21 protein-coding genes are annotated in these 25,169 nt (G+C 72.5%); 18 read left to right on the top strand and 3 right to left on the bottom strand.

Going from position 1 to position 25,169, the window contains the following annotated elements:
• Positions 1-147 precede the first annotated feature (147 nt).
• On the bottom strand, positions 148-651 hold the full coding sequence (gene bldD / locus ACIA6T_RS22390; RefSeq protein ID WP_018570201.1) for a transcriptional regulator BldD: 504 nt from the start codon (positions 649-651) through the stop codon (positions 148-150).
• A gap of 264 nt (positions 652-915) precedes the next feature.
• Here bldD and pyrR point away from each other — a divergent pair, with 264 nt between their 5' ends.
• From pyrR to ACIA6T_RS22460, 14 genes are all read left to right on the top strand, one after another.
• Complete coding sequence (gene pyrR, locus ACIA6T_RS22395; protein ID WP_399448217.1) at positions 916-1,491, top strand: bifunctional pyr operon transcriptional regulator/uracil phosphoribosyltransferase PyrR; 576 nt, start codon at positions 916-918, stop codon at positions 1,489-1,491.
• Between the two features lie 103 nt (positions 1,492-1,594).
• The gene (locus tag ACIA6T_RS22400; protein ID WP_399448218.1) at positions 1,595-2,575 is read left to right on the top strand and encodes an aspartate carbamoyltransferase catalytic subunit; all 981 of its coding nucleotides are present in this window, start codon (positions 1,595-1,597) and stop codon (positions 2,573-2,575) included.
• A 5-nt stretch (positions 2,576-2,580) separates the two neighbouring features.
• Entirely contained in the window at positions 2,581-3,867 is a 1,287-nt protein-coding gene (locus ACIA6T_RS22405; protein WP_399448219.1) for a dihydroorotase, read from the top strand.
• The gene (locus tag ACIA6T_RS22410; protein WP_399448220.1) at positions 3,864-4,424 is read left to right on the top strand and encodes a hypothetical protein; all 561 of its coding nucleotides are present in this window, start codon (positions 3,864-3,866) and stop codon (positions 4,422-4,424) included. Before ACIA6T_RS22405 ends, ACIA6T_RS22410 begins: the two co-directional genes overlap by 4 nt.
• Positions 4,421-5,563 carry a glutamine-hydrolyzing carbamoyl-phosphate synthase small subunit gene (carA, locus tag ACIA6T_RS22415; protein ID WP_399448221.1) on the top strand — a complete coding sequence of 381 codons (1,143 nt, stop codon included), beginning with the start codon at positions 4,421-4,423 and terminating at the stop codon, positions 5,561-5,563. Before ACIA6T_RS22410 ends, carA begins: the two co-directional genes overlap by 4 nt.
• A complete protein-coding gene (gene carB, locus ACIA6T_RS22420) occupies positions 5,556-8,864 on the top strand; it encodes a carbamoyl-phosphate synthase large subunit (RefSeq protein ID WP_399448222.1) in 3,309 nt (1,102 codons plus the stop codon). The genes carA and carB overlap by 8 nt, the downstream gene beginning before the upstream one ends.
• A gap of 51 nt (positions 8,865-8,915) precedes the next feature.
• Positions 8,916-10,022 carry a quinone-dependent dihydroorotate dehydrogenase gene (locus ACIA6T_RS22425; protein WP_399448223.1) on the top strand — a complete coding sequence of 369 codons (1,107 nt, stop codon included), beginning with the start codon at positions 8,916-8,918 and terminating at the stop codon, positions 10,020-10,022.
• Positions 10,019-10,864: an orotidine-5'-phosphate decarboxylase gene (pyrF, locus tag ACIA6T_RS22430; RefSeq protein WP_399448225.1), complete on the top strand. Its 846-nt coding sequence runs from the start codon at positions 10,019-10,021 to the stop codon at positions 10,862-10,864. The genes ACIA6T_RS22425 and pyrF overlap by 4 nt, the downstream gene beginning before the upstream one ends.
• Positions 10,865-11,120: 256 nt before the next feature.
• The gene (locus ACIA6T_RS22435; RefSeq protein WP_003977346.1) at positions 11,121-11,444 is read left to right on the top strand and encodes an integration host factor; all 324 of its coding nucleotides are present in this window, start codon (positions 11,121-11,123) and stop codon (positions 11,442-11,444) included.
• Positions 11,445-11,504: 60 nt separating this feature from the next.
• Entirely contained in the window at positions 11,505-12,062 is a 558-nt protein-coding gene (gene gmk / locus ACIA6T_RS22440; protein WP_399448226.1) for a guanylate kinase, read from the top strand.
• Between the two features lie 62 nt (positions 12,063-12,124).
• Positions 12,125-12,397 carry a DNA-directed RNA polymerase subunit omega gene (gene rpoZ / locus ACIA6T_RS22445; protein WP_004933985.1) on the top strand — a complete coding sequence of 91 codons (273 nt, stop codon included), beginning with the start codon at positions 12,125-12,127 and terminating at the stop codon, positions 12,395-12,397.
• A gap of 120 nt (positions 12,398-12,517) precedes the next feature.
• A complete protein-coding gene (gene coaBC, locus ACIA6T_RS22450) occupies positions 12,518-13,720 on the top strand; it encodes a bifunctional phosphopantothenoylcysteine decarboxylase/phosphopantothenate--cysteine ligase CoaBC (protein WP_399448227.1) in 1,203 nt (400 codons plus the stop codon).
• 238 nt (positions 13,721-13,958) lie between these two features.
• Entirely contained in the window at positions 13,959-15,167 is a 1,209-nt protein-coding gene (gene metK / locus ACIA6T_RS22455) for a methionine adenosyltransferase (RefSeq protein WP_385051708.1), read from the top strand.
• Positions 15,168-15,492: 325 nt separating this feature from the next.
• Entirely contained in the window at positions 15,493-17,640 is a 2,148-nt protein-coding gene (locus ACIA6T_RS22460) for a primosomal protein N' (protein ID WP_399448228.1), read from the top strand.
• An 87-nt stretch (positions 17,641-17,727) separates the two neighbouring features.
• Here ACIA6T_RS22460 and ACIA6T_RS22465 read toward each other — a convergent pair whose 3' ends face one another.
• Positions 17,728-18,270: a hypothetical protein gene (locus tag ACIA6T_RS22465; RefSeq protein ID WP_399448229.1), complete on the bottom strand. Its 543-nt coding sequence runs from the start codon at positions 18,268-18,270 to the stop codon at positions 17,728-17,730.
• A 331-nt stretch (positions 18,271-18,601) separates the two neighbouring features.
• Here ACIA6T_RS22465 and fmt point away from each other — a divergent pair, with 331 nt between their 5' ends.
• Positions 18,602-19,534, top strand: coding sequence for a methionyl-tRNA formyltransferase (gene fmt, locus ACIA6T_RS22470; protein ID WP_399448230.1), 933 nt, complete (start codon positions 18,602-18,604; stop codon positions 19,532-19,534).
• Between the two features lie 67 nt (positions 19,535-19,601).
• The gene (locus ACIA6T_RS22475; protein WP_399448231.1) at positions 19,602-21,020 is read left to right on the top strand and encodes an RsmB/NOP family class I SAM-dependent RNA methyltransferase; all 1,419 of its coding nucleotides are present in this window, start codon (positions 19,602-19,604) and stop codon (positions 21,018-21,020) included.
• Here the strand turns inward: ACIA6T_RS22475 and ACIA6T_RS22480 are convergent.
• Entirely contained in the window at positions 21,001-23,142 is a 2,142-nt protein-coding gene (locus ACIA6T_RS22480; protein ID WP_399448232.1) for an MMPL family transporter, read from the bottom strand. The genes ACIA6T_RS22475 and ACIA6T_RS22480 overlap by 20 nt on opposite strands.
• 158 nt (positions 23,143-23,300) lie before the next feature.
• On the opposite strand from ACIA6T_RS22480, the gene rpe reads away from it, so the two are divergent.
• Positions 23,301-23,987, top strand: coding sequence for a ribulose-phosphate 3-epimerase (gene rpe / locus ACIA6T_RS22485; RefSeq protein WP_399448233.1), 687 nt, complete (start codon positions 23,301-23,303; stop codon positions 23,985-23,987).
• Positions 23,988-24,065: 78 nt separating this feature from the next.
• Positions 24,066-25,109 (top strand): sugar-binding transcriptional regulator, encoded by a 1,044-nt coding sequence (locus ACIA6T_RS22490; RefSeq protein ID WP_399448234.1) that lies wholly within the window; start codon positions 24,066-24,068, stop codon positions 25,107-25,109.
• Positions 25,110-25,169 lie beyond the last annotated feature (60 nt).

Genomic DNA, 25,169 nt, shown 5'->3' on the forward strand with positions numbered 1-25,169 from the left:
GGGGCCCCCCCTAACAACCCCCCCCCCCCCCCCCCCCCCCCCCCCCCCCCCCCCCCACCCCCCCCCCCCCCCCCCGCCGGGGGGCGCCCCCCCCCCCCCCCCCCCCCCCCCCCCCCGGCGGCACGTTTCTGCGTCCCCGCGGAGCGGTTACGCCTCCTCGTGGGAGGCCACCGCGCGGCGCGCGTCCGCGTCCAGGACGCCCCAGCTGATCAGCTGCTCGGTGAGGACCGAGGGCGACTGGTCGTAGATGACGGCGAGGGTGCGCAGGTCGTCCTGGCGGATCGAGAGCACCTTGCCGTTGTAGTCACCGCGCTGCGACTGGATCGTCGCCGCGTAGCGCTGCAGCGGGCCCGCCTTCTCGGCCGGCACCGTGGCCAGCCGCTCCAGGTCCAGGACCAGCTTCGGCGGCGGCTCGGCGGCGCCGCCCGGGGTCGTACCCGGCAGCAGCTCCTGCACCGGGACGCCGTAGAAGTCCGCCAGCTCCGCGAGGCGCTGCACGGTCACGGCGCGGTCGCCGCGCTCGTACGAACCGACCACGACCGCCTTCCAGCGGCCCTGGGACTTCTCCTCGACACCGTGGAGGGATAGGCCCTGCTGGGTGCGGATCGCCCGGAGCTTGGCCCCGAGCTGTTTGGCGTATTCGCTGGACATATAGCTCCCCGGCACTGTGTCGACGCGACTCTGGCTGGTTTCCATGCCGCGCGGCTGGTAACTCACTGTGAGGTTACGCAGCGTTACTCTCGTGCGTCAAGCCGAATGGTCCACACCGACTCTTCCGTGGTAGCGAAGATCGGCTACGCCATTGGAGTGATCGGGGGTGTCGCTCCGCGCGGATCCCGACCTGATAACCTGAGCGACGCAATCCGACGTCCTTTAAGGTCCGTCCCGTGAGGCGGAGAAGGAGGTCCGTTTCACATGGACAAGCAGAACACGCAGGACACCCGGTCCGATGCGCGGCCCGTTCTCGAAGGCCCCGACATCGCGCGGGTACTGACCCGCATCGCCCACGAGATCGTCGAACGCGCCAAGGGCGCCGACGACGTGGTGCTCCTCGGCATCCCGACCAGAGGCGTCTTCCTCGCCCAGCGGCTCGCCGCCAAGCTCGAGCAGATCACCGAGCGCAAGGTCCCGGTCGGCTCGCTGGACATCACCATGTACCGCGACGACCTGCGCATGCACCCGCCGCGTGCGCTGGCCCGCACCGAGATCCCCGGTGACGGCATCGACGGCCGGCTGGTCGTCCTCGTCGACGACGTGCTCTTCTCCGGCCGCACCATCCGCGCCGCCCTCGACGCGCTGAACGACATCGGGCGCCCCCGCGCGGTACAGCTCGCCGTCCTCGTCGACCGCGGCCACCGCGAACTGCCCATCCGCGCCGACTACGTCGGCAAGAACCTCCCCACGTCGCTGCGGGAGACGGTCAAGGTCCTGCTCGCCGAGGAGGACGGTCGCGACACCGTGCTGCTCGGCGCCAAGCAGACCGCCCAGTAGCACCGCGGAGCGCACGCCGACCGCGTGCGCCGGTCCGGCACGCCCACGCGCGTACCCGTCTGCCCGATTTCGCCTCATTGAACTGCCTTACGGAGCCTGACAGATGCAGCGTCATCTCATCTCGGCCGCCGACCTCACCCGCGACGACGCCGTCCTGATCCTCGACACCGCCGAGGAGATGGCCCGGGTCGCCGACCGGCCGATCAAGAAACTCCCGACCCTGCGCGGCCGGACCGTGGTCAACCTCTTCTTCGAGGACTCCACGCGCACCCGCATCTCCTTCGAGGCCGCGGAGAAGCGCCTGTCCGCGGACGTCATCAACTTCACCGCCAAGGGCTCCAGCGTCTCCAAGGGCGAGTCCCTGAAGGACACCGCCCAGACCCTGGAGGCCATGGGCGTCGACGCGGTCGTCATCCGGCACAGCGCCTCGGGCGCCCCGTACCGCCTGGCCACCTCCGGCTGGATCGACGCGGTCGTGGTCAACGCCGGGGACGGCACCCACCAGCACCCCACCCAGGCGCTGCTGGATGCCTTCACCATGCGCCGCCGCCTGGTCGGCCGCGACGCCGGCCTCGGCAAGGATCTGAACGGACGCCGGATCACGCTCGTCGGCGACATCCTGCACAGCAGGGTCGCCCGCTCCAACGTCGACCTGCTGCACACCCTCGGCGCCGAGGTCACCCTCGTCGCCCCGCCCACCCTCCTGCCGGTCGGTGCCGAGACCTGGCCCTGCGAGATCTCCTACGACCTCGACTCCGCGCTCCCCAAGTCCGACGCGGTGATGCTCCTGCGCGTGCAGCGCGAGCGGATGAACGCCGCGTTCTTCCCGACCGAGCGCGAGTACTCCCGCCGCTACGGCCTCGACGGCGACCGCATGGCGCGGATGCCCGAGCACGCCATCGTGATGCACCCCGGCCCGATGGTCCGCGGCATGGAGATCACCGCCGACGTCGCCGACTCCGACCGCTGCACCGTGATCGAACAGGTCACCAACGGCGTCTCCATCCGGATGGCCGTCCTGTACCTGCTGCTGGGCGGCAACGAACCCGCCCTCACCCACGCCCGTACCACCGAGGAGAAGTGAGAACCATGAGCAAGACCCTGATCCGTGGTGCGAAGGTGCTCGGCGGCGAGCAGCAGGACGTCCTGATCGACGGCGAAACGATCACTCAGGTCGGCACCGGCCTGCCCGCCGAGGGCGCCGAGGTCGTCGAGGCCACCGGCAAGATCCTCCTGCCCGGCCTGGTCGACCTGCACACCCACCTCCGCGAGCCCGGCCGCGAGGACTCCGAGACCGTCCTGACCGGCACCCGCGCGGCGGCGAGCGGTGGCTACACCAGCGTCTTCGCCATGGCCAACACCTTCCCGGTCGCCGACACCGCCGGCGTCGTCGAGCAGGTCTGGCGGCTCGGCCAGGAGTCCGGCTACTGCGACGTGCAGCCCGTCGGCGCCGTCACCGTCGGCCTGGAGGGGCAGAAGCTCGCCGAGCTGGGCGCCATGCACGAGTCCGCGGCCGGCGTCACCGTCTTCTCCGACGACGGCAAGTGCGTCCACGACGCCGTGATCATGCGCCGCGCCCTGGAGTACGTGAAGGCCTTCGGCGGCGTCGTCGCCCAGCACGCGCAGGAGCCCCGCCTCACCGAGGGCGCCGAGATGAACGAGGGCGTCGTCTCCGCCGAACTCGGCCTCGGGGGCTGGCCGGCCGTCGCCGAGGAGTCGATCATCGCGCGGGACGTGCTGCTCGCCGAGCACGTCGGCTCCCGCGTCCACATCTGCCACCTGTCGACCGCCGGATCCGTCGAGATCGTCCGCTGGGCCAAGTCCCGCGGCATCCGCGTCACCGCGGAGGTCACCCCGCACCACCTCCTCCTCACCGACGAGCTGGTCCGGTCGTACAACCCGGTCTACAAGGTGAACCCGCCGCTGCGCACCGAGCGCGACGTCATGGCCCTGCGCGAGGCGCTCGCCGACGGCACGATCGACATCGTCGCCACCGACCACGCCCCGCACCCGCACGAGGACAAGGACTGCGAGTGGGCCGCCGCCGCCATGGGCATGGTCGGCCTGGAGACCGCGTTGTCAGTGGTGCAGGAGACCATGGTCGACACGGGTCTGCTGGACTGGGCCGGCGTCGCCGACCGCATGTCCTTCACGCCCGCGCGCATCGGACAGGCCGAGGGCCACGGTCGTCCCGTCTCGGCAGGTGAGCCCGCCAACCTCACCCTCGTCGACTCGGCATACCGTGGCCCTGTGGACCCCGCGGGCTTCGCCTCGCGCAGCCGCAACACCCCGTACGAGGGCCGCGAGCTGCCGGGCCGTGTCACGCACACCTGGCTCCGGGGCAAGGCCACGCTCGTCGACGGGAAGCTCACGTGACACCTGTACTCCTGCTGGCCGCCGAGAAGGAATCGGCGGAAGTGACCGACTGGGCCGCCCGGATCGGCTGGGTCGTCGGACTCGCCCTCTTCGTGGCGCTCGTCTACTGGCTGATGCGCGAGGGCTGGAAGTGGCGGGGCACGCTCCAGGGCGACCTGCCCGAGCTGCCCACCGTGCCGGACGACCCCGGTCCGGCGAGACTGACGATGAGCGGCCGCTACCACGGCTCCACCACCGCCGGTCAGTGGCTCGACCGCATCGTGGCGCACGGCCTGGGCACCCGCAGCCGGGCCGAGCTCACGCTGACGGACGCCGGACTGGACGTCGTACGCCCCGGGGCGAACGACTTCTTCGTCCCGGCGGACGCGCTGCGCGGGGCCCGGCTCGACAAGGGCATCGCCGGCAAGGTCCTCACCGAGGGCGGCCTGCTGGTCGTCACCTGGGCGCACGGCGAGCGGCAGATCGACTCCGGTTTCCGCTCCGACCACGCGGCCGAGCACAACGAATGGGCCGAGGCCCTGAACCAGATGATCAACAAGACGGAAGGCGCACGATGACAACCTCCACCAGGGGAACCACCAAGGTTCCCGCCGTACTCCTCCTGGAGGACGGCCGGATCTTCCGCGGCCGTGCCTACGGGGCGGTGGGGGAGACCTTCGGCGAAGCGGTGTTCTCCACCGGCATGACCGGCTACCAGGAGACCCTCACCGACCCGTCGTACCACCGCCAGGTCGTGGTGATGACCGCCCCGCACGTCGGCAACACCGGTGTCAACGACGAGGACGCCGAGTCGAAGCGGATCTGGGTCTCCGGCTACGTCGTACGCGACCCCGCGCGCACGCCCTCCAACTGGCGCTCCCGGCGCTCGCTGGACGAGGAGCTCGCCGCGCAGGGCGTCGTCGGCATCAGCGGCATCGACACCCGCGCGCTCACCCGGCACCTGCGCGAGCGCGGCGCCATGCGCGTCGGCATCTTCAGCGGTGACGCCGTGCGCGACGACGCGGCGCTGCTGGCCCGCGTCCAGGAGGCGCCCCAGATGAAGGGCGCCGACCTGTCCGCCGAGGTCGCCACCACCGAGCCGTACGTCGTCCCCGCGATCGGCGACAAGAAGTTCACGGTCGCCGCCGTCGACCTCGGCATCAAGGGCATGACCCCGCAGCGCATGGCCGAGCGCGGCATCGAGGTGCACGTCCTGCCGGCCACCGCGACCGTGGACGACGTCTACGCGGTGAACCCGGACGGCGTGTTCTTCTCCAACGGCCCCGGCGACCCCGCCACCGCCGACCATCCCGTCTCCGTGATGCGGGGCGTCCTGGAGCGCGGCACCCCGCTCTTCGGCATCTGCTTCGGCAACCAGATCCTGGGCCGCGCGCTCGGCTTCGGCACCTTCAAGCTGAAGTACGGCCACCGCGGCATCAACCAGCCGGTGCAGGACCGTACGACCGGCAAGGTCGAGGTCACCGCGCACAACCACGGCTTCGCCGTCGACGCCCCGCTGGACAAGGTCTCCGAGACCCCGTTCGGCCGCGCCGAGGTGTCCCACGTCTGCCTGAACGACAACGTGGTGGAGGGCCTCCAGCTGCTCGACCGCCCGGCCTTCAGCGTCCAGTACCACCCCGAAGCGGCAGCGGGCCCGCACGACGCCGCCTACCTGTTCGACCGCTTCGTTTCCCTGATGGAGGGCCAGCGTGCCTAAGCGCACCGATATCCAGTCCGTCCTGGTCATCGGCTCCGGCCCGATCGTCATCGGCCAGGCCGCCGAGTTCGACTACTCCGGCACCCAGGCGTGCCGCGTCCTCAAGGCCGAGGGCCTGCGGGTCGTCCTCGTCAACTCCAACCCGGCGACGATCATGACCGACCCGGAGATCGCCGACGCCACCTACGTCGAGCCGATCACCCCCGAGTTCGTCGAGAAGATCATCGCCAAGGAGCAGCCCGACGCGCTGCTGCCCACCCTGGGCGGCCAGACGGCCCTCAACACCGCCATCTCGCTGCACGACAACGGCGTCCTGGAGAAGTACGGCGTCGAGCTGATCGGCGCCAATGTCGAGGCCATCAACAAGGGCGAGGACCGCGACCTGTTCAAGGAGGTCGTCGAGGAGGTCCGCAAGAAGATCGGGCACGGCGAGTCCGCCCGCTCGGTCATCTGCCACTCCATGGACGACGTCCTCGCCGGGGTCGACACGCTCGGCGGCTACCCCGTCGTCGTCCGCCCCTCCTTCACCATGGGCGGCGCCGGCTCCGGCTTCGCCCACGACGAGGAGGAGCTGCGCCGCATCGCCGGCCAGGGCCTCACCCTCTCGCCGACCACCGAGGTGCTCCTGGAGGAGTCCATCCTCGGCTGGAAGGAGTACGAGCTGGAGCTGATGCGCGACAAGAACGACAACGTCGTGGTCGTCTGCTCCATCGAGAACTTCGACCCCATGGGCGTGCACACCGGCGACTCGATCACCGTCGCGCCCGCGATGACGCTGACCGACCGCGAGTACCAGGTGCTGCGCGACGTCGGCATCGCGATCATCCGCGAGGTCGGCGTCGACACCGGCGGCTGCAACATCCAGTTCGCGGTCGACCCCGAGGACGGCCGGGTCATCGTCATCGAGATGAACCCGCGCGTGTCGCGTTCGTCCGCGCTGGCCTCCAAGGCGACCGGTTTCCCGATCGCCAAGATCGCCGCCAAGCTCGCCGTCGGCTACACCCTCGACGAGATCCCGAACGACATCACCCAGGAGACCCCGGCCTCCTTCGAGCCCACGCTCGACTACGTGGTCGTGAAGGCCCCCCGGTTCGCCTTCGAGAAGTTCCCGAGCGCCGACTCCACCCTCACCACCACCATGAAGTCGGTCGGCGAGGCCATGGCCATCGGCCGCAACTTCACCGAGGCCTTCCAGAAGGCGCTGCGCTCGCTGGAGAAGAAGGGCAGCCAGTTCACCTTCGTCGGCGAGCCCGGTGACAAGGCCGAGCTGCTGCGCGAGGCGGTCCGCCCGACCGACGGCCGGATCAACGCCGTCATGCAGGCCGTCCGCGCGGGCGCCACGCCCGAGGAGGTCTTCGAGTACACGAAGATCGACCCCTGGTTCGTCGACCAGCTCTTCCTCATCAAGGAGATCGCCGACGAGCTGGCCGCCGCCCCCGAGCTGACGAGTGGGCTGCTCGCGGAGGCCAAGCGGCACGGCTTCTCCGACCAGCAGATCGCCGAGATCCGGGGCCTGCGCGAGGACGTCGTCCGCGAGGTGCGGCACGCGCTCGGCGTCCGCCCGGTCTACAAGACGGTCGACACCTGCGCCGCCGAGTTCGCCGCGAAGACGCCGTACTTCTACTCCTCCTACGACGAGGAGACCGAGGTCGCGCCCCGCGAGAAGCCCGCGGTGATCATCCTGGGCTCCGGCCCGAACCGCATCGGCCAGGGCATCGAGTTCGACTACTCCTGCGTCCACGCCTCCTTCGCGCTGGGCGACGCCGGGTACGAGACCGTGATGGTCAACTGCAACCCGGAGACCGTCTCCACCGACTACGACACCTCCGACCGGCTCTACTTCGAGCCGCTCACCCTGGAGGACGTCCTGGAGATCGTCCACGCCGAGCAGCAGGCCGGACCGGTCGCGGGCGTGATCGTCCAGCTCGGCGGTCAGACCCCGCTCGGCCTGTCGCAGGCGTTGAAGGACAACGGCGTGCCGATCGTCGGCACCTCCCCGGAGGCCATCCACGCCGCCGAGGACCGCGGCGCCTTCGGCCGGGTCCTCAAGGAGGCCGGACTGCCGGCCCCCAAGCACGGCACCGCCACCACCTTCGCCGAGGCCAAGGCCATCGCCGACGAGATCGGCTACCCGGTCCTCGTCCGCCCGTCCTACGTGCTCGGCGGACGCGGCATGGAGATCGTCTACGACGAGACCCGCCTGGAGTCCTACATCGCCGAGTCGACCGAGATCAGCCCCTCCCGGCCGGTGCTCGTCGACCGCTTCCTCGACGACGCCATAGAGATCGACGTGGACGCCCTGTACGACGGCGAGGAGCTCTACCTCGGCGGCGTCATGGAGCACATCGAGGAGGCCGGCATCCACTCCGGCGACTCGGCGTGCGCCCTGCCCCCGATCACGCTCGGCGGCTTCGACATCAAGCGGCTGCGGGCCTCCACGGAGGCCATCGCGCGAGGCGTCGGCGTACGCGGTCTGATCAACATCCAGTTCGCGCTGGCCGGGGACATCCTGTACGTCCTGGAGGCCAACCCGCGCGCGTCGCGCACCGTCCCCTTCACCTCGAAGGCGACCGCGGTGCCGCTGGCGAAGGCCGCCGCGCGGATCTCACTGGGCGCGACCGTCGCCGAGCTGCGCGCCGAGGGCCTGCTCCCGGCGAACGGCGACGGCGGCGAACTGCCGCTGGACGCGCCGATCTCCGTCAAGGAGGCCGTGATGCCGTGGTCCCGCTTCCGGGACATCCACGGCCGCGGCGTCGACACCGTGCTCGGCCCGGAGATGCGCTCCACCGGCGAGGTCATGGGCATCGACTCCGTCTTCGGCACGGCGTACGCCAAGTCGCAGGCGGGCGCGTACGGCCCGCTGCCGACCAAGGGACGCGCGTTCATCTCGGTCGCCAACCGCGACAAGCGCTCGATGATCTTCCCGGCCCGCGAGCTGGTCGCCCACGGCTTCGAGCTGATGGCCACCTCCGGCACCGCCGAGGTCCTCAGGCGCAACGGCATCAACGCCACGGTCGTGCGCAAGCAGTCCGAGGGCACCGGCCCGAACGGCGAGAAGACCATCGTCCAGCTCATCCACGACGGCGAGGTCGACCTCATCGTCAACACCCCGTACGGCACCGGCGGTCGCCTCGACGGCTACGACATCCGTACGGCGGCGGTGGCCCGGTCCGTGCCGTGCCTGACGACGGTCCAGGCGCTCGCCGCCGCCGTCCAGGGCATCGACGCGCTCAACCGCGGCGACGTGGGCGTCCGCTCACTGCAGGAACACGCGGAACATCTGACCGCGGCCCGCGACTAGCAGCCCCCAGGGGGACACCGGAAACGGTGTCCCCCTCTTCATGAGGACACCATGTACAAGATTCTCTTCGCTCTGCTCTTCCAGCGGATGGACCCGGAGCAGGCCCACCACCTGGCCTTCCGCTGGATCCGTCTCGTCGCGCGCGTCCCCGGCCTGCGCACCTTCGTCGCCGCCGTGCTCGCCCCCCGCCACAAGGAGCTGCGCACCGAGGCCCTCGGGCTGCGCCTGCACAGCCCCTTCGGTCTCGCCGCCGGCTTCGACAAGAACGCCGTCGGGATCGACGGCATGGCGATGCTCGGCTTCGACCACGTCGAGATCGGCACGGTGACCGGGGAGCCGCAGCCCGGCAACCCCAGGAAGCGGCTGTTCCGCCTGGTCGCCGACCGGGCCCTGATCAACCGCATGGGCTTCAACAACGAGGGCTCGCTCGCCGTCGCCGCGCGCCTGGCCTCCCGTACGCCCGTCTTCAGGACGGTCGTCGGCGTCAACATCGGCAAGACCAAGGTCGTACCGGAGGACGAGGCCGTCGCCGACTACGTGAAGTCCGCCGAGCGGCTCGCGCCGTACGCCGACTACCTGGTCGTCAACGTCTCCTCCCCGAACACGCCCGGACTGCGCGACCTGCAGGCCGTGGACCACCTGCGTCCGCTGCTCGCCGCCGTCCGCGAGGCCGCCGACCGCACGGTGCCCGCCCGCCGGGTGCCGCTGCTGGTGAAGATCGCCCCCGACCTCGCCGACGAGGACGTCGACGCGGTCGCCGACCTCGCCGTGGAACTCGGCCTGGACGGCATCATCGCCACCAACACCACCATCGTCCGCGAGGGCCTCGGCCTGACGTCCTCGCCCGCCCTCGTCCAGGAGACCGGCGGCCTCTCCGGCGCCCCCCTCAAGGCACGCTCCCTGGAGGTGCTGCGCCGCCTCTACGCGCGCGTGGGCGACCGGATCACCCTGGTCGGCGTCGGCGGCATCGAGAACGCCGAGGACGCCTGGCAGCGCATCCTGGCCGGTGCCACGCTGGTCCAGGGGTACAGCGCGTTCATCTACGAGGGCCCCTTCTGGGGCCGCGCCATGCACAAGGGGCTCGCCGCGCGGCTGCGCACCAGCCCGTACGCCACGCTCGCCGACGCGGTGGGCGCCGACGTGAGGACGACGGTATGACCGGCCCGGAACCCTTCGGCGCGCGGCTGCGCCGCGCGATGGACGAGCGCGGCCCGCTGTGCGTGGGCATCGACCCGCACGCCTCCCTGCTCGCCGAGTGGGGTCTGAACGACGATGTGACGGGCCTGGAGCGGTTCAGCCGCACGGTGGTCGAGGCGGTCGCCGACCGCGTCGCCGTGCTCAAGCCGCAGAGCGCCTTCTTCGAGCGCTTCGGCTCGCGCGGTGTCGCCGTCCTGGAGCGGACGGTGCGGGAGGCGCGGGCGGCCGGCGCGCTGGTCGTCATGGACGCCAAGCGCGGCGACATCGGCTCCACCATGGCCGCCTACGCCGAGTCCTTCCTGCACAAGGACGCGCCCCTGTTCTCCGACGCGCTCACGGTCTCGCCGTACCTCGGCTACGGCTCACTGAGCCCGGCCGTCGCGCTGGCCCGGGAGACCGGCACCGGGCTGTTCGTGCTGGCGCTGACGTCCAACCCGGAGGGCGGCGAGGTCCAGCACGCGGTCCGTGCCGACGGGCGCACCGTCGGGGCGACCGTGCTCGGGCACCTGGCCGTCGAGAACGCCGGCGAGGAGCCGCTCGGGTCCTTCGGCGCGGTGGTCGGCGCGACGCTCGGCGACCTCTCCGCGTACGACCTGGACATGGGCGGGCCGATCCTCGCGCCCGGTATCGGCGCGCAGGGGGCCACGGCGGCCGATCTCCCGGCGGTCTTCGGCGGCGCGGTGCGCAACGTGGTGCCGAACGTCAGCCGGGGAGTGTTGCGCCACGGTCCCGACGCGGTCGCTCTGCGTGACGCCGCGGAGCGGTTCGCGGAGGAGATCAGGGCCGCCGTGACGCCGGTCTGAACCGGCCGACGAGGGAATCCGTGGTCGTCGGACTCTGGATACATCCTCAAATCCAGGGGATTATGTCTTAAATGTCCGGCCTGACGGAGGCTGACCAGGACTTTTCCGCAGTTCTCGCTGACTCCGGCGGAGTTGGCCGCTAGTCTCCGACGGAGAGTGAACGGGCGACGGTGTCGCTCGTGACTCCTCAGGTGTGGGGCGACTAGGTTCCTCACCGGTCCGTATCCGACAGTTCGACATCCGAGGTGACGTAGGCGTGGCTCTTCCGCCCCTTACCCCTGAACAGCGCGCAGCCGCGCTCGAAAAGGCCGCCGCGGCTCGCCGGGAGCGGGCCGAGGTCAAGAATCGACTCAAGCACTCCGGCGCCTCCCTTCACGAGGTCATCAAGCAGGGCCAGGAGAACGACGTCATCGGCAAGATGAAGGTCTCCGCCCTGCTGGAGTCCCTGCCGGGCGTGGGCAAGGTCCGCGCCAAGCAGATCATGGAGCGACTGGGCATCTCCGAGAGCCGCCGCGTGCGTGGTCTCGGGTCCAACCAGATCGCCTCCCTGGAGCGCGAGTTCGGCAGCACCGGTTCCTGAGCGCGGGGCGGTCCGGGACCGACGTCCCGGGCATCCCGTGATTGCTGGAATAATCGCTGCATGACTGAACGTCCGCGGCTGACCGTGCTCTCCGGCCCCTCCGGGGTCGGCAAGAGCACGGTCGTCGCCCATATGCGCAAGGAACACCCCGAGGTCTGGCTCTCGGTGTCGGCGACGACCCGCAAGCCGCGCCCCGGGGAGCAGCACGGGGTCCACTACTTCTTCGTCACCGACGAGGAGATGGACAAGCTGATCGCCAACGGCGAGCTGCTGGAGTGGGCCGAGTTCGCCGGCAACCGCTACGGCACCCCCCGCGCGGCGGTGCTGGAGCACCTGGAGGCAGGTGTGCCCGTGCTGCTGGAGATCGACCTCCAGGGCGCGCGGCAGGTCCGCGAGTCCATGGCCGAGGCCCAGTCGGTGTTCCTGGCTCCTCCCTCCTGGGAGGAGCTCGTGCGCAGGCTCACGGGCCGGGGCACCGAGTCGCCCGAGGTCATCGAGCGCCGGCTGGAGGCCGCGAAGACCGAACTGGCCGCCGAGCCGGAGTTCGACACCACCCTGGTCAACACCTCCGTCGAGGACGTGGCCCGCGAGCTGCTAGCCTTGATGAACGTCGTGTGATCGTGAGCAATCGTTCACCGGTCGCGCCGACTGAATCTTTCCCATCCATCGGAAGGTAGAGCGTGTCCTCTTCCATCTCCGCGCCCGAGGGCATCATCAACCCGCCGATCGACGAGCTCCTCGAGGCCACGGACTCGAAGTACAGCCTCGTGATCTACGCGGCCAAGCGGGCCCGCCAGATCAACGCGTACTACTCGCAGCTCGGCGAGGGCCTGCTCGAGTACGTCGGTCCCCTTGTCGACACCCACGTCCACGAGAAGCCGCTCTCGATCGCCCTGCGCGAGATCAACGCGGGACTGCTGACCTCCGAGGCCGTCGAAGGCCCCGGTCAGTAATCGATCGGTAAGTCGTATCAGCTGATTGCAGCTGACTTTTCCACAGGCCCGGCAGCACGTTGCCGGGCCTGTGGTGTCTCATGGGGGTGATCGCACATTTCCGAGGTCCGGGGAGAGACGGTGGACAAGCCGAAGGTCGTTCTGGGGGTCAGCGGCGGCATCGCCGCGTACAAGGCCTGTGAGCTGCTCAGGCGGCTGACGGAGTCGGGACACGACGTCCGGGTCGTCCCCACCGCCTCCGCACTGCACTTCGTCGGCGCCGCCACATGGTCCGCGCTCTCCGGCAACCCGGTCTCCACCGAGGTCTGGGACGACGTCCACGAGGTGCCCCACGTCCGCATCGGGCAGCACGCCGACCTGGTGGTCGTCGCCCCCGCCACCGCGGACACGCTGGCCAGGGCGGCCCACGGCCTGGCCGACGACCTCCTCACCAACACCCTGCTCACCGCCCGCTGCCCGGTGGTCTTCGCCCCCGCCATGCACACCGAGATGTGGGAGCACCCGGCCACCCAGGAGAACGTGGCCACGCTGCGCCGCCGCGGCGCCGTCGTCGTGGAACCGGCCGTCGGCCGTCTCACCGGCGCCGACACCGGCAAGGGCCGGCTGCCCGACCCGGGCGAGATCTTCGAGGTCTGCCGCCGGGTGCTGGCCCGCGGCGTCACCGAGCCCGACCTCAAGGGCCGGCACGTCGTCGTCAGCGCCGGAGGCACCCGCGAGCCCCTCGACCCCGTCCGCTTCCTCGGCAACCGTTCCTCCGGCAAGCAGGGCTACGCCCTCGCCCGCACCGCCGCCGCCCGCGGTGCCCGCGTCACACTGATCGCGGCCAACACCGCCCTGCCCGACCCGGCGGGCGTGGACCTCGTCCGGGTCGGGACCGCCGTGGAGCTGCGCGAGGCCGTCCTCGGCGCCGCCGCCGACGCGGACGCCGTGGTCATGGCCGCGGCCGTCGCCGACTTCCGGCCGGCCGCCTACGCCACCGGCAAGATCAAGAAGAAGGACGACCGGGAGCCCGAGCCCATCACCCTGGTACGGAATCCGGACATCCTCGCCGAGCTCTCCGGCGACCGGGTGCGCGCCGGGCAGGTGATCGTCGGCTTCGCCGCCGAGACCGACGACGTGCTCGCCAACGGCCGCGCCAAGCTGAAGCGCAAGGGCTGCGATCTGCTGGTGGTGAACGAGGTGGGGGAGCGCAAGACCTTCGGCTCCGAGGAGAACGAGGCCGTGGTGCTGGGCACCGACGGCAGCGAGACCCCCGTCGCGCACGGCCCGAAGGAAGCCCTGGCCGAAACCGTGTGGGACCTGGTGGCCGAACGCCTCGGATGAGTGATTCATTTCGTCGTCCGGTTCCCGAAACCTCGTCCTTCGGGGCGTGGCGCCTCTGGCCAACCTCGCTCGGCATGGGCAGAATGCCCGTGCCGCAGGTCACAGCGCTCTCGCGAGACGAGACGGGGGGACCCGTGGCGAAGCGCGACCGATAAACTGTTCCACGGACGGCGTACGGGTGCAGCCCCCGCCGTCCGCCAATGATCAGCCAGCAGCCGCTGCAACCCCAGGGAGCGTTGTGTCCCGTCGTCTGTTCACCTCGGAGTCCGTGACCGAGGGTCACCCCGACAAGATCGCTGACCAGATCAGCGACACCATTCTCGACGCGCTCCTCCGCGAGGACCCGACCTCCCGGGTCGCCGTCGAGACCCTGATCACCACCGGCCTGGTGCACGTGGCCGGCGAGGTCACCACCAAGACGTACGCGGACATCGCGACGCTGGTGCGCAACAAGATCCTGGAGATCGGCTACGACTCCTCGAAGAAGGGCTTCGACGGCGCCTCCTGCGGCGTCTCGGTGTCCATCGGCGCACAGTCCCCGGACATCGCGCAGGGCGTCGACGCCGCCTACGAGGCCCGCGTCGAGGGTGACGAGGACGAGCTGGACCGGCAGGGCGCCGGCGACCAGGGCCTGATGTTCGGCTACGCGACGGACGAGACGCCGACGCTGATGCCGCTGCCGGTCTTCCTCGCGCACCGCCTGTCCAAGCGCCTCTCCGACGTGCGCAAGAACGGGACCATCCCCTACCTGCGCCCGGACGGCAAGACCCAGGTCACCATCGAGTACGACGGCGACAAGGCGGTCCGTCTGGACACCGTGGTCGTCTCCTCGCAGCACGCCTCCGACATCGACCTGGAGTCGCTGCTCGCCCCCGACATCCGCGAGTTCGTCGTGGAGCCGGAGCTGAAGGCGCTCCTGGACGAGGGCATCAAGCTCGACACCGAGAAGTACCGGCTGCTGGTGAACCCGACCGGCCGCTTCGAGATCGGCGGCCCGATGGGCGACGCCGGCCTCACCGGCCGCAAGATCATCATCGACACCTACGGCGGCATGGCCCGCCACGGCGGCGGCGCCTTCTCCGGCAAGGACCCCTCCAAGGTGGACCGCTCGGCCGCGTACGCGATGCGCTGGGTCGCCAAGAACGTGGTGGCGGCCGGCCTGGCCGCCCGCTGCGAGGTCCAGGTGGCGTACGCCATCGGCAAGGCGGAGCCGGTCGGCCTGTTCGTCGAGACCTTCGGCACCGCCACGATCGACACCGAGAAGATCGAGAAGGCCATCGACGAGGTCTTCGACCTCCGCCCGGCCGCGATCATCCGCGACCTCGACCTGCTGCGCCCGATCTACGCCCAGACCGCCGCCTACGGCCACTTCGGCCGTGAGCTGCCCGACTTCACCTGGGAGCGCACCGACCGCGTGGACGCCCTGCGCAAGGCGGCGGGGCTGTAGACCCGGCCACCCCGCGTCCGACCGAGGCCCGGCGCCCCTTTCGAGGGGCGGCCGGGCCTCGGCGCGTACGGAGCCGCTCCGCCGTGCATGCCCGCGCACGCCGCGGGAGCGGGCCCTGCGCTGTGAGCGCGGCGACGTCACGGCCCGGTGCGAAGGGCACGGATACTTCCGGGCGACGGCCCTCGCAGGTTCGAATCATGCCGCCGGTCCCGGACCGGTAGGTCCGGGCGGACCGGGGCAGAAGCGCCCTCGGGCGTGCGTGATCCGTACCCGCCTCGGCCTCGGGCCGGCGTCGCTGTCAGTGGCGTTTGGTAAGAATGCAGGCGTGAGCAGCGAGAACGGACAGCCGGACGGCGGCGCGGAGGGCGCGCCGCCCGAGCAGCTCGCGCTCATCCGGGAGAGCGTGCGCAAGGCCAGGACGCCCCGGGCCAAACCGCGCACCTGGCGCGGCGCCGCGCTCGCCGGGGAACTGCCGGTCGCCCGGGTCCTCGTCGACAAGGGTGTGCTCCACCTCGACCGCTACTTCGACTACGCCGTGCCCGCGGAGCTGGACGCCGACGCGCAGCCGGGGGTGCGGGTGCGGGTGCGGTTCGGGGCCGGACGGCACCGGGTGCGGGAGGGGCGGCGCGAGGGCGGCGGACTGATCGACGGGTTCCTCGTCGAGCGGCTCGCCGAGTCCGACTACTCGGGGCCCCTGGCGGCGCTGGCGCAGGTCGTCTCGCCCGAACCGGTGCTGGACGAGGAGTTGCTGGGCCTCGCCCGCGCGGTCGCCGACCGGTACGCGGGCAGCCTCGCCGACGTCCTCCAGCTCGCCGTGCCGCCGCGCAACGCCCGCGCCGAGCAGCGGCCCTCGCCCGACCCGCTGCCGCCGCCCCCGGCGCCCGTACCCGGCCCCTGGGAGCGGTACGAACAGGGGCCCGCCTTCCTGGAGGCACTGGCCTCGGGAGGCGCCCCACGGGCCGTGTGGAACGCGCTGCCGGGGCCGCGGTGGAGCGAGGAGCTGGCCAGGGCCGTCGCCGCCGCCCTGGCCTCCGGCCGCGGCGCTCTGGTCGTCCTGCCGGACGGAAGGGCCGTGGCCCGCGCCGACGCGGCGCTCACCGAACTGCTGGGGGAGGGACGGCACGCGGTCCTCACCGCCGACGCCGGGCCGGAGAAGCGGTACGCGCGGTGGCTCGCCGTACGGCGGGGCTCCGTACGGGCCGTCATCGGGACGCGGGCGGCGATGTTCGCGCCGGTACGGGACCTCGGACTGGTCGCCGTCTGGGACGACGGCGACGACAGCCACAGCGAACCGCACGCCCCGCAGCCGCATGCCCGTGAGGTGCTGCTGCTGCGGGCGGCGCAGGACAGGTGCGGCTTCCTGCTGGGCAGCCGGCACTGCACCGTGGAGGCCGCCCAGCTGGTGGAGACCGGCTGGGCCCGGCCGCTGGTCGCCGGGAGGGAGCGGGTGCGGGCCACCGCGCCGCTGGTACGGACCGTGGGGGACGGGGACCTCGCGCGTGACGAGGCCGCCCGCGCGGCGCGGCTGCCGAGCCTCGCCTGGCAGGCCGCCAGGGAGGGGCTGCGGCACGGGCCGGTGCTCGTGCAGGTGCCCCGCCGTGGATATGTGCCGCGGATGGCGTGCGCCGGCTGCCGGGCACCCGCGCGGTGCCGGCACTGCTCCGGGCCGCTGCAGGCACAGGGGGCCGACGATCTGCGGTGCGAGTGGTGCGGGCGCGAGGAGAGCGGCTGGCACTGCCCCGAGTGCGGCGGGTTCCGGCTGCGGGCCCAGGTGGTCGGGGCCCGGCGGACCGCCGAGGAGCTGGGCCGCGCCTTCCCCGCGGTCCCGGTGCGCACCTCCGGGCGCGAGCACGTGCTGGACACGGTGCCGGGGACACCCGCGCTGGTGGTGAGCACCCCCGGTGCGGAGCCGGTGGCCGAGGGCGGATACGCGGCGGCGCTGCTGCTGGACGGCTGGGCCATGCTGGGCCGGCCCGATCTGCGGGCCGGGGAGGACGCGTTGCGCCGCTGGATCGGCGCGGCGGCGCTGGTCCGGCCGCAGTCCGAGGGCGGCACGGTGGTCGTGGTCGCCGAGCCGACCCTGCGGCCCGTGCAGGCGCTGGTCCGGTGGGACCCGGTCGGGCACGCGGTACGGGAACTGGCCGAGCGGGGCGAACTGGGATTCCCGCCGGTGTCGCGGATGGCCGCGGTGTCGGGGCCCGGCGAGGCGGTGGCCGAGTTCCTCCACGCGGTGGAGCTGCCCGCGCGGGCGGAGATCCTGGGTCCGGTGCCCCTGCCGGTCACCCCGGCGGGCCGCCCACGCCGGCCGGGCGCACCGCCCCCCGGCGAACACTGGGACCGGGCACTGGTCCGGGTGCCTCCCGGCAACGGCGCCGCGCTGACCGCCGCGCTGAAGTCGGCCCAGGCGACCCGCATGGCCCGCGGCGGGAGCACCCCCGTATGGGTCCGCGTCGATCCCCCGGACATCGGCTGAGGGCACCGGCCGAACCCGCCGGGACGTGCCGCGCCCTCCCGGGGCGGTGCGTCCGGGAGGGCGGGGTGCGGTGCGGCGAGCGGGGGCTCAGCCGTTGCGGGGGGAGGGTAAGGCCGTCGGGCGCGGGTCGTCGCGGAAGGACGGACTGCCGGCCGTGGGCTGGGTCGGCATGGAGTGGGCCGCGGGGGCGGGGACCGTCGGCACCGTGGTGACGCCGGCGACCGCGTTCACCGTGCGCGTGCCCGGCGCCTCCGCGGCGGCCTCGCCGGACGCCTGGGCGGCGGCACGGCGGGCGCCGTAGCGGCGGTGGACCGCCTGCTTGGTGACCCCGAGCGCCGAGCCCACGGCGTCCCACGAGAAGCCCAGGGAACGGTCGAAGTCCACGGCCGCCGTGACCAGGGTCTCGACACTGTCCCGCAGCTCCTGGGCGAGACGGACCGTGGGGGCGGGGGCGCGTCCGTAGACGACGAAGCCCGTGGAGGGCCCGGAGCGGCGCGGGCGGTAGACGTTGCCCAGCTGGGCGGTGAGCGTGCGCAACGCGTCCACCTGCCGGCGGACCCGCTCGATGTCCCGCACCAGCAAGTGCAGGCTGGCCCGAGCCTGGGCGTCGTGGGTTGCGTGGTCGGCCATGAACAAGCCTCTCGAACCGGCGTGAAAGGAATCGAGCCCGTGTCGGGGCCCGTGGTCAACTCTTCGCTGACCAACGCGGGAGCGCTCCGCGGGTCACGGGGTGGGGGCGTGGCGGCATATGCGTACGCCCCCGCGCGGGGTGCGCCCCGGTCTTCGGCCGGGCGGATTCCTCCCGCCCGCGCACCACCCGTTTCCGGCCGGGCGGGAGGTGGACGTCCGCCGTGGGGGTTCGCCGCCGTCGGCGGCTCGCCCCACACAGGTGCTTTCGACGCCGCCCCATAGACTGGTGCGCCGCCGTGTCCGTTCCCGCCCGAGAGGCCCCAAGCACCCCATGAAGCTCGTCTTCGCCGGTACCCCCGAGGTCGCCGTTCCCGCACTGGACGCTCTTCTCGCCTCCGGGCGGCACGAGGTGGCCGCCGTCGTCACGCGGCCCGACGCGCCCGCCGGGCGGGGGCGCAGGCTCGTCGCCTCCCCCGTCGCCGAGCGGGCGGAGGAGGCCGGGATCGAGGTGCTGAAGCCGGTGAAGCCCCGGGACCCCGAGTTCCTGGAGCGGCTCGAGGAGATCGCGCCGGACTGCTGCCCCGTCGTCGCCTACGGCGCTCTCCTGCCCAGGGCCGCCCTCGACATCCCCGCCCGGGGCTGGGTCAACCTGCACTTCTCGCTGCTGCCCGCCTGGCGCGGCGCCGCACCCGTGCAGCACGCCATCATGGCCGGCGACGAGATCACCGGCGCCGCCACCTTCCTCATCGAGGAGGGCCTCGACTCCGGGCCCGTCTACGGCACCGTCACCGAGGAGATCCGCCCCACCGACACCAGCGGCGACCTGCTCACCCGGCTCGCCTTCGCCGGCGCCGGGCTGCTCGCCGCCACCATGGACGGCATCGAGGACGGCAACCTGAAGGCCGTACCGCAGCCCGCCGACGGCGTCAGCCTCGCCCCCAAGGTCACCGTCGAGGACGCCCACGTCGACTGGAACACCCCGGCGCTGCGCGTCGACCGCGTGGTGCGCGGCTGCACCCCCGCCCCCGGCGCCTGGACCACCTTCCGGGGCGAGCGGCTGAAGATCGTCCAGGCCGCCCCCGTACCGGCGCTGACCGACCTCGCGCCCGGGCAGCTGTCCGCCGGCAAGAACAACGTGCACGTGGGCACCGGTTCGTACGCCGTGGAGCTGCTGTGGGTGCAGCCCCAGGGCAAGAAGCCGATGCGGGCGGCGGACTGGGCGCGCGGGGTGCGGATCGCCGCCGGGGAGACCGTCGGCGCCTGACGCCGCCCGTGCCTCCACGACGTAGGCTGGACCGCGCACCCCACCCCACATCCGGAGCACCTTTTTCGTGAGCGACCAGCCCCGTCGGCCCCGCAGGCCCGCCAAGCCCTACCGCCGGCCCAAGAAGGACCCCGTCCGCATCCTCGCCTTCGAGGCCCTGCGGGCCGTCGACGAGCGGGACGCGTACGCCAACCTCGTCCTGCCCCCGCTGCTGCGCAAGGCGCGCGAGAACGGCGACTTCGACGCGCGCGACGCGGCGCTGGCCACCGAGCTGGTGTACGGCACACTGCGCCGCCAGGGGACGTACGACGCGGTCGTCGCCGCCTGTGTCGACCGGCCGCTGCGCGAGGTGGACCCGCCGGTGCTGGACGTGCTGAACCTCGGCGCGCACCAGCTGCTGGGCACGCGCATCCCGACGCACGCCGCGGTGTCCGCCACGGTCGAACTGGCCCGGGTGGTGCTCGGCGACGGCCGCGCCAAGTTCGTCAACGCCGTGCTGCGCAAGATCGCGCAGGACGACCTCGACGGCTGGCTGGAGCGGGTCGCACCGCCCTACGACGAGGACCCCGAGGACCACCTCGCCGTCGTGCACTCGCACCCCCGCTGGGTCGTCTCCGCGCTGTGGGACTCCCTCGGCGGCGGCCGGGCCGGCGTGGAGGAGCTGCTGCGGGCCGACAACGAGCGGCCCGAGGTGACCCTGGTCGCCCGTCCCGGACGGGCGACCACCACCGAACTGCTCGACGAGGAGGCCGCCGTCGCCGGCCGCTGGTCGCCGTACGCGGTGCGGCTCACCGAGGGCGGGGAGCCGGGCGCCATCACGGCGGTCGCCGAGGGCCGGGCCGGCGTGCAGGACGAGGGCAGCCAGCTCGTCGCGCTCGCGCTCGCCGGCGCGCCCGTCGAGGGCCCCGACCGGATGTGGCTGGACGGGTGCGCCGGACCGGGCGGGAAGGCCGCGCTGCTCGGCGCGCTCGCCGCCGAGCGGGGCGCCGTGCTGCTGGCCTCCGAGAAGCAGCCGCACCGGGCCGGCCTGGTGGCGAAGGCGCTCGCCGGGAACCCGGGGCCGTACCAGGTCGTCGCCGCCGACGGGACGCGCCCGCCGTGGCGGCCCGGCAGCTTCGACCGGGTGCTGGTCGACGTGCCGTGCACCGGCCTCGGCGCCCTGCGCCGCCGTCCCGAGGCGCGCTGGCGGCGACGCCCGGAGGACCTGGACGGCTTCGCCCCCCTCCAGCGCGGGCTGCTGCGCACCGCCCTGGAGTCCGTACGGGTCGGCGGTGTCGTCGGCTACGCCACCTGCTCCCCGCACCTGGCGGAGACCCGGGCCGTGGTCGGTGACCTCCTCAAGCAGTTCCCGGACACCGAACTGATCGACGCCCGGCCGCTGCTGCCCGGCGTACCGGATCTGGGCGACGGCCCCGACGTGCAGCTGTGGCCGCACCTGCACGGCACCGACGCGATGTACCTGGCCCTCATCCGCCGGACCGGCTGACGCTCTCCCCGGGCTCCCTGACCTCGCCGCCGTCCCCGCGGGCCAGCCGGTGCGGCCACCAGACCTTGGCGCCGATGTCCAGGAAGAGGGACGTCACCAGCACCGACCGGACCACGAACGTGTCCAGCAGGATGCCCAGGGCCACCGCGAAGCCGATCTCGGCGAAGGCGACGCTGGGCAGCGTGCCCAGGGCGGCGAAGGTTCCGGCCAGCACCAGGCCGGCCGAGGTGATGACCGCGCCGGTGGTGGCGAGGCCGGTGACGACGCCGGGCCGGGTGCCCCGGCGGACCGCCTCCTCGCGGATCCGTGTGGTGAGGAAGATGTTGTAGTCGATGCCCAGGGCCACCAGGAAGACGAAGACGAACAGCGGGAAGTCGGTGGTCTCGCCCGCGTAGTCGAAGAGGTGCCGGAAGGCGAGCGCGCTGAGGCCGAGCGCCGCCGCGAAGGACAGGATCACCGTCGCGATCAGCAGCAGCGGCGCGACCAGAGCCCGTAGCAGGGCGCACAGGATCAGCGTCACGACCAGCAGCACCAGCGGGATGATCAGCAGGTTGTCGTGTCTGGTCGCCCGGTCCATGTCGAGCAGGGCCGCGGACCCGCCGCCGACCATGGCGTCGGCGTCCGGCACCGCGTGCACGGCGTCGCGCACCCGCTCCACGGTCTGCTTCGCGGCCTCGCTGTCCGCCGGGTCGGTGAGGGTCGCCTCGAACAGGACCCGGCCGTCGGCCTCCGGCGCGGATCCCGGGGGCAGACGCAGTGAGGCGGGGACGACGCCCTCGGTCCCGGCGACCGTGCGGCCCACCTCCTCGGCCCGCGCGCGGTCGCTGACGACGACGAGCGGATCGCCGCTGCCCGCCGGGAAGTAGCGCGCGGACAGCTCCTGGCCGACGATCGAGTCCGGCTTGTCGGTGAAGGCCTCCGCGTTGCTGATGCCTTCGGCGCGCATCTGCGCCAGCCCCAGGGAGCAGATCGCCAGCACCGCGGCGGTGACGCCCCAGACCATCCGCGGCGCGCGGGCGATCCGCCGCCCCGTGCGCGCCCAGACGCCGTGCTCGGTGGGGTCGGGCGCGCCGAAGCGCGGGATCACCGGCCAGAAGATCCACCGGCCGAAGACCACCAGCAGGGCCGGGAACAGCGTCAGCATGGCCAGCAGAGCGACCGCGACGCCGATCGCCGCCACCGGGCCGAGGCCGCTGGTGGAGTTCATCTCGGCGGCCAGCAGCACCAGCATGCTCAGGACGACCGTCGCACCGGAGGCGACCACGGCCGGGCCCGCGCGGTGCAGCGCCAGCGCCATCGCCTCGTGCCGGTCCTCGTGCCGGCGCAGCTCCTCCCGGTAGCGGGCGACCAGCAGCAGGGCGTAGTCCGTGCCCGCGCCGAAGACCAGCACGGTCAGGATGCCCGCGCTCTGGCCGTTGACGGTCAGGCCGCCGTACTCGGCCAGGAAGTAGATCAGCGCCTGGGCGGTGAACAGGGCCGCGATCACGCTGAGCACCGGCACCAGGATCAGGGTCGGGCTGCGGTAGGTGATGAGCAGCATCACGACGACCACGCCCATGGCGGCGAACAGCAGCGTGGAGTCGATGCCCTCGAACACCTCGGCGAAGTCCGCGGAGGTGCCGCCCGGGCCCGTGATGTGCACGGACAGTCCGCCGCCGCCCGTGCCGACCTCGTCCCGGATGTCGCCGACCGCCGGTGAGATGCGCTCCCAGCCCTTCTCGTCCATCGTGACCGGGACGAACACCTGGGCCGCCCGCGGATCGGGTTCGCGGTCGAACACCGGACCCTGGGTCTCCGCGCCCCGGATGCCGTGGTCGTCCAGTTGCCTCAGCCGCCGGACGTCCTCGGCGATCTGCGCCCGGTCCCCGGCGGTCAGGCCGCCGTCGCGGGCGTAGATCACGACCGCCGGGATCTGTTCGGGCCGGAAGTCCCTGGAGATCTCCAGGACCCGGGTCGACTCGGCGGAGCCCGGAAGCCAGGACGCGGCGTCATTGTCCTGGGCGCCGGTGAGCTTCTGCGCGAACGGCGCCATCAGGAAGAGGACCACCAGCCACAGCGCCAGGACCAGCCACTTGGACCGCCGTCCGCACACCAGCCGCGCCACACCTCGGCCGGCCGTCATGGCCGCCTCCGCGGCAACACCGGCCGGCGGCGCGGGGCGGCGGCGCGCGGCTCCCCCGGATGGCCGCGGAGGGCCGCGGCCGGCCCGCGGCCCACGTACCACCGGCCGCGCGCGGGACCCGTGCACGCACCCCCCGGAGGGCATGGCAGTCTTGGTGCATGGCCCCGCAGATCGCCCCCAGTATCCTGTCCGCCGACTTCGCCCGCCTCGCGGACGAGGCGAAAGCGGTGGAAGGAGCCGACTGGCTCCACGTCGACGTCATGGACAACCATTTCGTCCCGAACCTCACACTCGGTGTGCCGGTCGTGGAGTCGCTCGCCCGTGCGACGGACACTCCGCTGGACTGCCATCTGATGATCGAGGCCCCCGATCGGTGGGCGCCCCAGTACGTGGAGGCGGGGGCCGGTTCGGTCACCTTCCACGTCGAGGCGGCCACCGCGCCCGTGCGGCTCGCCCGGGAGATCCGCGCCAAGGGCGCCCGCGCCTCCATGGCACTGAGGCCGGCGACCCCCATCGAGCCGTACGAAGACCTGCTCCCCGAACTCGACATGCTGCTGATCATGACGGTCGAGCCGGGTTTCGGGGGCCAGGCCTTTCTCGACATCATGCTTCCGAAGATTCGCCGCACCCGCGAGTTGATCAGCAAGCACGGTCTGGAGCTCTGGCTCCAGGTCGACGGCGGGGTCTCGGCGTCCACCATCGAACGGTGCGCCGACGCCGGCGCCGATGTCTTCGTCGCCGGTTCCGCCGTGTACGGGGCGGCGGACCCGGCCGAGGCGGTACGTGCACTGCGCAACCGGGCGGAGGCCGCGACGGCCAAGGCGTCGTGGGCATGCGACCACTGAGCGTCAGAAACATGAACGGCGCCCGGGAGGGCTGATCGACCGCGCCGGATCTGCAAGGATGAACGGCGAATCCAGAGTGTGAACAGCAGTGAGGAGATCGCCGTGTCGGGTATGTCGGCGGGCCGGTCAGCCATGCGGATGGGACCCGCTGAGCTGGTGCAGGCGGCGGCCATGGCCCGCCGCTTCTACCTCGAGGGCAAATCCAAGATCCAGATCGCCGAGGAGTTCGGCGTCAGCCGCTTCAAGGTGGCCCGGGTCCTGGAGACCGCCCTCGAACGGGATCTCGTACGGATCGAGATCCGCGTGCCGGCCGAGCTGGACGCCGAGCGCTCCGACGCGCTCCGCGCCCGGTACGGCCTGAGGCACGCCGTCGTGGTCGAGTCCCCGGCCGAGGCCGAGGAGACACCCGACCCCGAGAACCTGGGAGAGGTGGCCGCCGACCTGCTCGGCGAGCTGGTCAACGAAGGGGATGTGCTGGGTCTGGCCTGGGGCCGGTCCACCATCCACATGGCGGCGGCCCTGGACCGGCTGCCGCCCTGTACGGTCGTGCAGCTCACGGGCGTGTACGACGCCGGGACCGCCGAGCGCGGCTCGGTGGAGGCCGTGCGGCGCGCCGCGCAGGTGTCGGGCGGCGACGCCCACCCCATCTACGCGCCGATGCTGCTGCCGGACGAGGCCACCGCTCAGGCGCTGCGCCACCAGACCGGGATCGCGCGGGCCTTCGAGTACTTCGACAAGGTCACCGTCGCCTGCGTCTCCATCGGTTCCTGGGAGCCGGGCATCTCCACGGTGCACGACATGCTCAGCGACGAGGAGCGGGCGCACTACGCCTCCCTCGGGGTCGCCGCGGAGATGTCCGCGCACCTCTTCGACGCGGAGGGGCGCCGGGTCGGCCGGGACCTGGGGGAGCGGTGCATCACGGTCAAGACCGACCAGCTGCGCCGGGTGCCCGAGGTCGTCGCGATCGCGGGCGGACAGCGCAAGGGGCCCGCGATCGACGCCGTACTGCGCTCCGGTCTCGTCACCAGCCTGGTGACGGACACGTCGGCCGCGGACTACCTGATGACGGCGGGGACCACCCCGCGGTCCGCCCTCAACCGCGCGGACCCGGACGGCCCCTGACGGCGGGTGAGGCGGGGGCGAGTCCGGCAGTACCGGCCGCATGGTGCCGCGACAGGCCCC

The sequence above is a fragment of the Streptomyces sp. NPDC051740 genome, from assembly GCF_044453165.1.
Lineage (GTDB): Bacteria > Actinomycetota > Actinomycetes > Streptomycetales > Streptomycetaceae > Streptomyces > Streptomyces atrovirens.